This is a genomic window from uncultured Meiothermus sp. (assembly GCF_937863175.1).
GTDB lineage: Bacteria > Deinococcota > Deinococci > Deinococcales > Thermaceae > Meiothermus.
Genome location: NZ_CALMCQ010000357.1, coordinates 1 through 12,062, shown reverse-complemented (window position 1 = coordinate 12,062; position 12,062 = coordinate 1). Strand labels below are relative to the sequence as shown.

At 60.4% G+C, this 12,062-nt stretch carries 8 protein-coding genes; 1 reads left to right on the top strand and 7 read right to left on the bottom strand.

Annotated features, from left to right (window positions below; genetic code table 11):
- From Q0288_RS13480 to nifJ, 6 genes are all read right to left on the bottom strand, one after another.
- Window positions 1-370 (bottom strand): MaoC family dehydratase (locus tag Q0288_RS13480; RefSeq protein WP_299431273.1); only part of this gene is annotated, 370 nt, incomplete at its 3' end.
- Window positions 367-1,176, bottom strand: coding sequence for an alpha/beta hydrolase (locus tag Q0288_RS13475; protein WP_299431271.1), 810 nt, complete (start codon window positions 1,174-1,176; stop codon window positions 367-369). The genes Q0288_RS13475 and Q0288_RS13480, both read right to left, overlap by 4 nt.
- Window positions 1,169-2,641 (bottom strand): AMP-binding protein, encoded by a 1,473-nt coding sequence (locus Q0288_RS13470; protein ID WP_299431268.1) that lies wholly within the window; start codon window positions 2,639-2,641, stop codon window positions 1,169-1,171. Before Q0288_RS13470 ends, Q0288_RS13475 begins: the two co-directional genes overlap by 8 nt.
- Window positions 2,632-3,654, bottom strand: a complete 1,023-nt coding sequence (locus Q0288_RS13465; RefSeq protein ID WP_299431266.1) for a 3-oxoacyl-ACP synthase — start codon at window positions 3,652-3,654, stop codon at window positions 2,632-2,634. Before Q0288_RS13465 ends, Q0288_RS13470 begins: the two co-directional genes overlap by 10 nt.
- A gap of 376 nt (window positions 3,655-4,030) precedes the next feature.
- A complete protein-coding gene (locus tag Q0288_RS13460; protein WP_299431263.1) occupies window positions 4,031-5,053 on the bottom strand; it encodes a dihydroorotate dehydrogenase-like protein in 1,023 nt (340 codons plus the stop codon).
- Complete coding sequence (gene nifJ, locus Q0288_RS13455) at window positions 5,050-8,670, bottom strand: pyruvate:ferredoxin (flavodoxin) oxidoreductase (RefSeq protein ID WP_299431260.1); 3,621 nt, start codon at window positions 8,668-8,670, stop codon at window positions 5,050-5,052. The genes Q0288_RS13460 and nifJ overlap by 4 nt, the downstream gene beginning before the upstream one ends.
- Before the next feature lie 121 nt (window positions 8,671-8,791).
- On the opposite strand from nifJ, the gene Q0288_RS13450 reads away from it, so the two are divergent.
- Window positions 8,792-11,419 (top strand): hypothetical protein, encoded by a 2,628-nt coding sequence (locus tag Q0288_RS13450; protein WP_299431258.1) that lies wholly within the window; start codon window positions 8,792-8,794, stop codon window positions 11,417-11,419.
- Here the strand turns inward: Q0288_RS13450 and Q0288_RS13445 are convergent.
- Window positions 11,416-12,062, bottom strand: a 647-nt coding sequence (locus Q0288_RS13445; protein ID WP_299431256.1) for an ABC transporter permease, incomplete at its 5' end; no start/stop codon positions are given. The two genes, Q0288_RS13450 and Q0288_RS13445, sit on opposite strands and share 4 nt — an antisense overlap.

Sequence of the window (12,062 nt, the reverse complement as noted above, 5' to 3'; positions counted from 1 at the left end):
CTTCGATGACCCGCTCAGCGTGCTGGTTGGTGCACACGGTTTCCAGCGTCAGGATGGGCTTATCCTCGCGGATGGCTTTGACCGTGATGGTTGCGGTGATGGTGTCGCCAATGAAGGTGGGCCGTAGAAACTTCAGGCTCTGACCCAGATAAACCGCCCCCACCCCCGGCAGCCGGGTTCCGATGGCGGTCGAGATCAGCCCTGCGACCAGAATTCCCTGGGCGATACGCTGGCCGAAACGGCTCTTGCGGGCAAACTCCGCATCTACATGCAAGGGGTTGGTATCTCCCACTGCGCCAATAAACAGAGCAATGCTGGCCTCGCTGAGGGTCTGGCTGTAGCTGGCCGAATCACCGACTGTGAACTTCATGCCGTTACCTCCAAAAAGGACTTGATTTCTTGCATTAGAAGGGTTGGGTTCTCCAGGGCGGCGACGTGCCCCACTCTGGGCAGCACACGGTGTACAGCCCTGGGTATAGCGTCTGCAATCTCCTGGCTGTAGTGGGGCGGGAAAAGAAGATCCTCCTCACCGGAAAGCACCAGGGTGGGCGCATGGATGGCGCCAAGCTGGGGCCGCAGATCGTCCAGGGTTAGGAAGCCAGTCATCAGATTTTGCTGGGCTTCCACTGTGGGAGACATAACGTACATCTGATCCAGCGCTGCGGGCGAATCGATTTCGGGGTGAGCTTCCAGAAAGGCCCGACCCCAGATCCAGGGCAGGGCAATTTGAAGGCGGACTCTGGTTCCACCCCATTCCAGAGCCCGCTGCCAGCTTGCAACTTTAGCCCGGATTAAGGGATCCACTCGAGGTGTGGTACAGAGCAGAATCAACTTCTGTAGGCCCCTGGGTCTTCGGGTAGCGTGAATTTGAGCGACGATACCCCCATTGGAAAGCCCTAACAGGTGATAGTCTTCAATACCCAGTGCTTGCAGGAGCATCTGTAAATCATCGGCGTGGAGTTCAGGGGTATAGGCTCCCTCGGCTACTGCGCTCTGGCCCTGCCCCCGCATGTCGTAGCGAAGTACCGTGAAGCCTTGCAAGAACGGCATTAGCGGCTCCCAGGCCTCGGTGCGCTGAAAGATGCCGTTGGCAAGAACCAGCACCAGATTTCGTCCGGGGGCAGAACCGTCTATCTGGTAGTACAGCTCGGTTCCGTTGATGGAAATTTTAGGCATGCTGCTCCCTGAAACGTGCTACCAGCTCGGTCTTGAGGATTTTGCCGGGGCCGCTTTTGGGCAGCTCGAGGGGAAACAAAAAGTGTTTGGGAACCTTGTACCCCGCCAGCCTGCTCTTTAAAAAGATGCGGAAATCCTCCTCGCTGGCCGGACTCCTCAGCACGATGGCGGCCATTCCCACCTCACCCCACCTTGCATCGGGCACCCCTGCCACGGCGCACTCCAGTACCGCGGGGTGATCGTAGAGAGCGCGTTCAATTTCGATGGGGTAAACGTTCTCACCACCGGAGATGAACATCTCCTTGGCCCGCCCCACAATGTAATAGCGTCCGGCCTCGTCGCGCTGGGCCAGATCGCCAGTACGAAGCCAGACTCGACCTTCATGCTCTACCAGTGCCTCGGTGGTGTCGCCCGGTTGCCGGTAGTAACCCGACATGACCACCGGCCCTCCCAACCAAAGCTCGCCTTCTTGTTGAACTTCTGCTCCTTGGGCATCCACTAACCGGGCCCAAAGATGGGGCATGGGGCGCCCTACCGATTCGGGAAATTGCTCGGCTTCATCCAAGTCCAGTGTGAAGCAGTTCACGCCGCACTCGGTCAGGCCGTAACCCTGCTTAAAGCGAACCTGTTTGGTTTTGAAGGCCTGACGCACCGGGGCCGGGCAGGGTGCCCCGCCCGAGACGGCCCAGCGCACACCGCGAAGGCTGGCTGAGGCAAAATCGGCGTGCTGGGCCAGCATCTGGTACATGGTGGGCACCAGGAACAGCAGGCTGACCTGATGCTCTGTGACCCAGCGGAGGTATTCGGCGGGGTCAAATTTTTCCTGGAGGATTACGCTGCCGCCCAGATAGAGCAGCGGGGTGCAGAGGGCGTTGAGGGCTGCATGGAACATGGGGGTTGCAACAATGTAGCGATCCTGGGGTTGCAGACCCCAGCTCATGCAGGTCTGGAAGGCGTTGGTCAGCAGTTGGCGGTAGGGAATCTGGGCTCCTCTGGGCAGTCCAGTAGTGCCGCCAGTGAACAGGATCAGAGCGGTGTCCTCGAGCCTCGCCTGGTAGGCTTGAAGCGGCTGGGCCGGAAGGGTTTGCAGGGACTCGAGGGGGTATGAAGAGCGATGCAACTTGCGGGACTGCTCAGAAAAATCTTCGCCGTAGAACCATACCTCTGGTCTGGTGTATTCAACCAGATTCTGGAGTTCGGCCTCGCTCAGGCGGTGGTTGAACAACGTGGGGATGAATCCCAGCAGCGGCGCAGCAAAATAGAGATCAAGGTAGCCGATGTGGTTGAGGCTCAAGACCCCTACCCGGCTTCCAGGTTGAATTCCCAGACCCGCCAGCGACTGGGCTGCCCGTACTGCGCGCTGGTAGAGATCGGCATAGCTGATCCAGCGCCCACGCCAAAGAACTGCTGGGCGGTCTGGGTGGTATTCCGCCAGGCGGGCCAGCCAGTTGGGGTTTAGCTCCATACCCCCTCCGTCTCCACTTCTTCCCAGCGTAAAACTGCCGCACCCCAGTGATACCCCACCCCCGCCGCTGCCAGCGCGATAATGCTGTCGGGGCCAATCTTACCGGTTTGCTTCGCCAGTTGAATCGAGAGGATGGGGTCAATCTGGCCCAGATGCCCGTAATCCGAAAGGTAAATGGATCGTTCTTCCGAGAGCCCCAGGCCATCCAGCACTGCTTTATGGGCGGAAGGTTTCATGTGTAGCAGGGCCAGATAATCCAGGTCGGCCGCGGTGTAGCCTGCTTGCTGCAAGGCCCCATGGATAACCTCCATAAAACCTGGCATCGAGGTTTGCTCGAGCCGCGATTTCATCAATTCCGGTTCGGCCACGCGGAGCTTGTACTGGTCAGTATTGGAGCGGTTGAGCGGGGCTACTGTGCCTCCCACCGGAACCCGCACCGTACTGGCTAAAACCGCATCGGTCTTGAGCTGGCTGGACAGCAGCTTCAGACCTGGCCCATTGCGGGTGAGCACGGCGGCGCCCCCACCTGCTGCAAGGTCGTACATGAACCGCACGGCTTCATCTCGGTAGTCAATCAGGTCGCCGTTACGGTAGCCGCCGGCAATCAGAATCGTGTGCACCTCCGGGCGGCTGGCAAAGAGGCCTTCCGCTACTGCCAGGGCCGTCACGAAGGTGGCGCACTTCTGGTTGAGGTCGAAGCACCAGGCGCTGTGCGCCTCTACCATCTGGGCAATGAGGGGGGCGCTGGTCCAGACCGGATATTCTTTGTGTTCGTCGGTGATACTCATGACCACGTCTACCGCCGAGGCTTCGATCCGACCATCAGCCAGAGCCTGCTCAGCGGCCCAGCCACCCATACGGGCTGGATGATCTTCGGCGCCCGGAACGGGCTTCTGATAAATGCCCAGCTTATCGCGCACCACCCACTCCGGCAGCCCGCTGGCCGCAGCGATCTCGCCGCTGGTCATGCGCGCAATGGGTAGATAAACCCCTAGGCCCCGTAGGTATGCCATCTCGAACCCCAAGACTTGATGGAGGAGAGTTTACCCAGGGTTTGTTACAACCTTGTTACACACTGCCTGCCGGTACTCAGTCACCGGGTTCAATGTGCTAATGCTCACATCACAAAAATGTTGCTGGTTTCAGGTCGTTGGTCGGCCTGGGGCCGGTGAACCTAAGATACGCCAGATTGAGACTGCTACCTGCGGGACTCCACAACCCGATGCCAGGCCCAAATCTCTGCGGAGACTACCGGGATTGAGACTGCTAATCAACTATCGAGACCACCGGTGCCTTAACAAGGGTTTCTGACATTTAGTTTTTGACCTTCGACTCTGGGTATGGGGTCGAGGGGAGAACAAAAATCCTGTTACCAGGCTATCGGTCAGTTCACCTGATCAGCATCCCGGTCGGATCAGGCCGCCAGGAACGGAGTACCTTCATGTAGTTGCCGCGCTCGAAAGCATCGGGGTTGGCGACGTGAATCTGGCTCATGCTGCCCTGCATCTGCTGGATGGATTCGTACTCGTGTTCCAGCATCCAGGTTTGCAGTTCTTGAACCGTTTCACCGATGCGCTCGACCCCGTTTTTGAGCAGCTCTGAGGCCATCATGGCCACCCTGGCCCCGGCCATCATGCCCTTGAGCACCTCGAGGTGCGAGTGTACCCCGGTGGTGATGGCGAGATCGGCCTGGATACGCCCGTACAGGATGGCCACCCAGGTTAAGGGCAGGCGCAGCTCGTCGGCACGGCTCAGTACCAGGTTGGGTGTAATTTCGAGGCGATCCAGGTCTAGGTCAGGCTGATAAAAGCGGTTGAACAAGACCAGCCCCGAGGCCCCAGCCTGGACAAAACGAGCGGCCATGTGGGTGAAGTTGCTGAAGTAAGGCCCGACCTTCACCGCAATGGGGATCGAAATGCTCTGACTCACGTCTCGAACCACATCCAGGTACATTTCCTCGACCTCGAGGCCAGTCATGCCAGGGTCGGTGGGAAGGTAGTACAGGTTTAGCTCGAGGGCATCGGCGCCAGCCTCTTCCATGAGCCGGGCGTACTCGGTCCATCCCCCAGGGGAGACGCCGTTCAGGCTACCAACCAGGGGGATTCGAACCGCTTCTTTGCCACGGCGAATAAGCTCCAGATACTGATCGGGCCCCACATTAAACTCTTGTGGTTCCGGGAAGTAATCCAGCGCTTCAGCATAACTGTGGGTGCCATACTCGAGGTAGTGGTGCAGTGCATGGCTCTCTTGCTCGATCTGCTCCTCAAAAAGCGAGTACATCACCACCGCCGCCGCACCGGCGTCCTCGAGCTCGCGGATACCGTCCAGGGTATAGGAAAGGGGCGAGGCCGAGGCCACCACGGGGTGTTCTAGCTTCAGGCCGAGATAGCTGGTACTGAGGTCAGGTGTCATCTGGCTTCCTCCCGTGCGGCAGCAGGTGTTGCGAGCTTCGCCGCTTCCTCCCCTGCGGCAGCAGGTGTTGCGGGTTTTTCGGTAGTCTCTACAGCCCTGGCCATCTGTTCGTAATCCTTCCATCGGGCGATAATGCTGTCCTGGGCTACCCGGAACAGATGCTCGGCTTCCATGGGGTTGATCTGCCGCAGCATGCGGTAGCGGTTTTCGTGGAGGGCATACTCTTTGAAGCCAATCCTGGGGGGCTTCGAGTCAAGCTGGAAGGGATTTCTGCCATCGGCCTTGAGGCGAGGGTCGTAGCGGTAGAGTGGCCAGTACGCCGACTCAGCCGCCAGCCTCTGCTGCTCGAGGCCCTTGGCCATATCAATACCGTGCGCTATGCAGTGGCTGTAGGCGATAATCAGGGCCGGGCCCTGGAAACTCTCGGCCTCCAAAAAAGCCTTCACGGTCTGGGCATCGTTGGCTCCCATGGCAACCTGGGCAACGTACACGTAGCCATAGCTCATGGCGGTGCGACCCAGGTCTTTTTTGGGGGTGGTTTTGCCGCTCGAGGCGAACTTGGCCACTGCCCCCAGCGAGGTGGCTTTGGAGGACTGCCCGCCGGTGTTGGAGTAGACCTCGGTATCGAGTACCAGCAGCTTGATGTTGTGGCCGGTGGCCAGCACATGATCCAGCCCGCCAAAACCAATATCGTAGGCCCAGCCATCGCCGCCGACTATCCAGACCGATTTGCGTACCAGCACATCGGCCAGGCTCAGCAAGTCACGGGCGCGGGGGTGTTGCAGGCCTTGCAATCGGTCTTTTAGCAGTGCAACCCGCTCGCGCTGGGCTGCGATGCCGGCCTCGTCGGTCTGGTCGGCATTGAGCAGGGCTTCGGCCAGCTCGGCCCCGACCTCCTGGTGTAGCCGGGTCAGAAGCTCGAGGGCGTACTGGTTCTGCTTGTCCAGGCTCAGGCGCATCCCCAGGCCAAACTCGGCGTTGTCCTCGAAGAGAGAGTTGCTCCAGGCCGGGCCGCGACCCTCCGAGTTCTTGCTCCAGGGAGTGGTGGGGAGGTTGCCCCCGTAGATGCTCGAGCACCCGGTGGCATTGGCAATCACGCTGCGGTCTCCGAACAGCTGGCTCAAGAGCTTCAGGTAGGGGGTCTCTCCGCAGCCTGCACAGGCTCCCGAGAACTCGAACAGGGGTTGCAGCAACTGCACGTTCTTGACGTTATTAAAGTTGAGGCCATCGCGGCGTGGAAACTCGGGTAGATTCAAAAAGAACTCCCAGTGCTGGCGGCCCTGTTCCCGCAAGGGAAGTTGCGGTTCCATGTTGATGGCCTTGCGCCCCACCTGGCTTTTGTTTTTGGCCGGACAGACCTCTACACAAAGCGTACAACCCGTACAGTCCTCTACGGCCACCTGCAGGGTGTAGAGCTGGTCTTCCAGGCCCTTCCATCTGGCCCCTGCAGTCTGGAAGCCCGCTGGGGCAGTAGCGTAATCGGCGGGCGTGGCAATCTTGGCCCGGATCACCGAGTGCGGACAGACCAGCACACACTTGCCGCACTGGATGCAGACTGCCGGATCCCAGACCGGAACCTCCTGAGCGATGTTGCGCTTCTCCCACTGGCTGGTGCCGGTGGGGTAGGTGCCATCGGCAGGAAGCAGACTCACCGGAAGTGCATCTCCCTTACCCGCCAGCATGGGCGCGGTGACCGACTGCACGAACTCGGGGGCCAGGGGCGAGACCACCGGGGGTAGGTGCAAGGGGTTGCTGGGGGATGACGGAACTTCCACCGGGTGCAGGTGCGCCAGGGCGGCATCCACAGCGGCAAAATTTTTGCGTACCACGGCCTCACCCCGTTTGCCATAGGTCTTGCGGATGGCCTCTTTAATCCGACCAATGGCTTCCTCGCGGGGCAACACCCCGGAAATGGCGAAGAAGCAGACCTGCATCACGGTGTTCATCAGGTTGCCCAGCCCCACATCCCGGGCGACCTTATACCCGTTGATGGCATAAACCGACAGTTTCTTCTGGATAATCTGGGCCTGTACCTCATTGGGCAGGTAACTCCAGGTCTCGGCGGGGCTGTAGGGGCTGTTAATGAGCAGGGTGGCGCCGTCCTGGGCCGTTCCCAGTACATCGTAGCGCTCGAAAAACCCGAACTGGTGCACGGCCACAAAATCGGCCTTTGCAATCAAATAGGTGCTGCGGATGGGCCGGGGGCCAAAGCGCAGATGGCTGATAGTGCGGGCCCCAGCCTTTTTGGAGTCGTAAACGAAATAGCCCTGGGCGAAGAAATCGGTCTCCTCGCCGATAATCTTGATCGAGTTTTTGTTGGCCCCCACCGTTCCATCCGAACCCAGGCCCCAGAAAACCGAACGCTTGACCTCCGGGGGTTCAATACAGAGGCTGGGGTCGTAGGGCAGGCTGGTATGGGAAACATCGTCCTGGATACCGAGGGTGAAGTGGTTCTTGGGTGAGGGCTTTTTCATCTCTTCAAAAAGCCCGACCAGCATGGCTGGAGTGAACTCTTTGGAGGATAGCCCATACCGCCCCCCAATCACTTTTGGGCGCGTCTCGGGCATCCCCTCGGCCACCGCCGTAACTACATCCTGATATAACGGCTCTCCTGCGCTGCCGGGTTCCTTGGTGCGATCCAGCACGGCGACTACCCGCACGCTGGCTGGCAAAGCGCTGAGGAAGGCTTCAACACTGAAAGGACGGTAGAGCCGTACCTTGACTACTCCCACCTTCTCTCCCTGGGCCTGCTGGTATTCCACGGTTTCGTGGGCTGCTTCGGCCCCAGAACCCATCAAGACCACCACCCGCTCGGCATCCGGCGCACCGAAATACTCGAACAGCCGGTACGGCCGTCCGGTGCGCTCGGCGAACCTGTCCATGTATCCTTGTACGATGGTCGGAACCTTCTCGTAATAGGGATTGACGGTTTCTCGAGCCTGGAAATACACATCGGGATTCTGCGCTGTGCCCCGCATCACGGGCCGGTCGGGCGTGAGGGCCCTGGCCCGGTGAGCGCGGATCAGTTCATCATCCATCAGGGCGCGGAGGTCTTCATCATCCAGAGACTCAATTTCCAGAACCTCGTGGGAGGTGCGGAACCCGTCCATGATGTGCAAAAAGGGAACCCGGCTTTTCAAGGTGCTGGCCTGGGCGATCAGGGCGAAATCCTGGGCCTCCTGCACCGATCCGGCAAATAGCATGGCCCAACCGGTCGCCCGCGTGGCCATTACGTCGGAATGGTCGCCAAAAATGGACAATCCCTGGGTGGCGAGGGAGCGTGCGGCAATATGAAAGACCGTACTGGTCAGCTCCCCTGCAATTTTGTACATATTGGGGATCATCAGCAGCAGGCCCTGGCTGGCGGTAAAAGTGGTGGTAAGGGCACCGGTCTGTAATGCGCCGTGCACGACCCCAGCAGCCCCCCCTTCAGACTGCATTTCCTGGACAAAAGGTATCGTGCCCCATAAGTTGGGGGTGCGCAGGGCGCTCCACTGATCGGCGAACTCGCCCATGGGCGAGGATGGTGTGATGGGGTAGATGGCGATGACCTCATTGAGCCGGTGGGCTACCCTGGCTACCGCCTCGTTGCCATCTAGAGTTATGGACTGACGCATTCTGGCCTCCTGAGTAAATCCTGGTTTCACTTTAGTCTTTTTTGCGGGGACACATTGCCCCTGGTTTCTGGTAGTCGCTTGCTTCACCAAGCCGAGGGACGAGTGCTCTAAACTAAGGCCAATGCCTTACCAGGTACCCAAAAGCCGTCTGCTTCCGCCCCGTACGGCGCGGGAGGTGGAGCGGGTGCGGCTACTCGAGGTCTTGCACCAGGGCTACGCCAAAAGCCCCGTGCTGGTGCTGGCGGCGGGAGCCGGTTATGGCAAGTCAACGCTCCTGGCCTCCTGGCCTGCGGTCTGGATCACCCTGGGGGAGGACTGTTCCGACCCGGTGGTGCTGGGCTGGCATCTGGTAGAAGCCTACACCCCACGTCTGGGTCAGGGTCTGGAGGCGGTCGCGGGCGCCCTCGAGCGGGGCGCCTGGGCCAGTGCCGGCGAGGCTTTCGTGGAAGCGCTGGCTGACCTGCCCCCACACTTACTGGTGCTGGACGAAGCCCAGCGGGCTGGCAGCCGCGAGGCAGCGGCCTTGTTGCGCACCCTGACGCCGGTTCCGGGGTTGCGCATAGCGGTACTGACCCGGCGGGCGGCCCCCTGGGAGGTACTTGGACGGGTACTTGGAGAGAACGACCTGGCCTTTGATGCCGGGGAGGCGCTGCAACTCGCCGAGGCTATTGCACCCGAACTGCCAGCCTTTGAGGTGGAACAGGCCCACAGTCTGGTACGGGGCTGGCCCCTGGGCCTGCGGCTGTTGTTGCGGGCCATGCAGCGGGGCGCCAAGCCAGAACAAGCCTTCTACGACCATCCCGACCCTTCCGGGTTGCTGGCCTACCTGGTGCCTGCGCTGCCGGAGGGCGTGCTGCAACTGGCAGCCCGGGCCAGCGTGCTGGGCGAGCTGGGGCCCGAGGAGGCCGGGTGGGTGGGCGATAGGGGCCTGCTCGAGCGCTACGCTCCAGACTTACTTCTCGAAAACGTAGGGGGACACATTCGGTTTCACCCGCTGGTTCGGCAGGCATTGATGTCGTTGTTAGAGCCGGGGGAAGTGCGAAACTTGCTGTCCAGAGCGGCAGATGCCGTGTTGCAGCGGGGCGAAGATGTGCAGGCCGCGGGGTATCTGCTGGAAGCGGGGCGTCTTGGCCATGCGGCTGACCTGGTACTGAGCAAGGGGGAAGACTGGCTTTGCAGGGGGCTGACCTATACCGTACTGGCGATGCTCGAGCGCTTGCCCGATACCATGCTGCATGCCCGCCCAGGGTTGCGCTTCTTGCAGGGTGAAGGTTTGCGCCAGGCGGGGCGCTACACCGAAGCCGAGCAAGTCTATCAGATTGCGCTGCAACAAGGTTTAGAACGGGCTTTGTTGGGTTTGTCACGACTGTACCTGGATACGGTTGAACCTGCTAGAGCCCAGGGCTACCTGGTAGCGGCTCGAGCACGCTATCCCGAGGAAGTAGCCCGGCTATGGGCCGAAAATTTACTCAATGCGGGAAGGGTGGAAGAGGCGGTTGCGCTTGGACTGGATGGTCCCAGGGTCTGGTTGCGTAGTGGGCAGCCTGAGCGGGCATTGACCGAGTTGCGGCAAATAAAGACCGCAACCACCGCCCGCGCACCACAAAATCACCGTGAAGGAACCTTGTTGCTTGCGTTGTTGGAAGCGGTAGCCGGTGATGCCAGGGTGGCTGAAACCGTAGCACAACGAGGGCGACGCGAAGGGGAGACCCTGGGTAGTCCGTTTGTGGTGGCCCTGGCCGAGGCCCGGCTGGGGCACGCTCTGCTGGCACAGAACCGCTGGCAGGAGGCCAGAGAGGCCTATAGCCGCTCGCTGTCGCTGTCGCGGGGTGGCCCTGCCCGGCTCAAGGTTGAGCCGCTGGGAGGGCTTGCAGCCCTGGGAGAAAGCAAGGCTTTTGGCGATATGGTTCGGTATGCCCGTGAGTCGGGAGACGCCTGGGTAGAAGCCTTCATGACCCTGATGTCGGCCCAGGCTCACCTGCGCCGGGGCCAGCCCTTCGTGTTGCCCGCACTCGCTGGAGTGGACGACCCCTTCTTGCTGGCTCTGGCCGAAAACGCCCACTGGCAGTCCGATACGGGCGGGTTGCTGGAACGCTATCCCTTTTTGCTTGACGCTACGCTGTTTGCACCGCCTGCCCACCGCAGCCGCAGGCTTTTGTGGGAAGCTGGAAAGCTGGATCTGCCCTATCACCCCGGCGTTTGCGTTGAGATTTGCGCACGGGGCATGCTGCGGGTGTGGGTGGGCCACCAGGAAGCTCGCTTCAAGCGCGAAAAAACTCGAGTGCTGCTGGCCCTGCTGCTGATCCGCGACTGGAGCAAAGAAGCCCTGCTGGAAACCCTCGAGGTCTCGGATGGGGAGTTCCGGGTATTGTGGTCGGAGCTGTTGGGCACCCTGGAACCCGGACGACCCAGCCGTGCTCCGGGGTATTTTTTGAAACCCTATGGCCTGGTGACCGTGCCAGAGCTATGGGTGGATCTGTGGCGCACCACCCCAGAGGACACCCTGCCGTTTGAAGGGATGGATCACCCCGAACTTGAGCGCTATCGGTCTGCCTGCCGCGAGAATTTGTTGCACCGCTTGCTAACTGCCAACGAGCCTGCATCGTGGCTCAGGGCGCTGCACCTCGAGCCCACCGATGAAACCATTGTGGCCCGTTTGCTCGAAACCTCTTTATCTAAAGAAGCCTGGGAAATCTACCAGACCGCTATGCGGGATCTTGACCTGCCGCTGGGGATAAAGGCCCCTTAGTCAATACTCCGCACATCGGCTGCATCGCGCAGCGCGTCGCCCACAAAGTTGTAGCAAAGTACCGACAATACAATAAAAGCGCCAGGCCACAGCAGCCAGGGGTACTGGCTCAGAGCCGATAAATCCTGAGCATCGGCCAGCAATAGGCCCCAGCTGGCCATGGGTTCCTTAACCCCCAGGCCCAGGAACGATAGGGTGCTCTCGCCCAGGATGTAACCGGGCAGGGCCAGGGTGGCGGCTACAATCAGGTACGAGCTGATGTTGGGGGTAATGTGGCGGGTAATGATGGTCAGGTCTTTTTGTCCCAAAGCCCTGGCGGCCATGACGTACTCCGTATCGCGTAGGGCAATTACCTGGCCCCGTACCACTCGAGCCAGACTGGCCCAGCCGATAAAGGCCAGCACCGCCACAATGCCCATGTACACATAGGTGCTGGGCCAATTGGCGGGAATGATGGTTGCCAGTGCCAGCAGAATAGGCAGACGCGGTATAGAAAGCAGCACCTCGATAACCCGCTGAATCACCAGGTCAATACGCCTGCCGTAGTAGCCCGAAATTCCGCCCATCAAAATACCAATCAGGAAAGAAATCGCCACCCCCACAACCCCCACCGTGAGTGAGATTTGCGAGCCGATCACCGTGC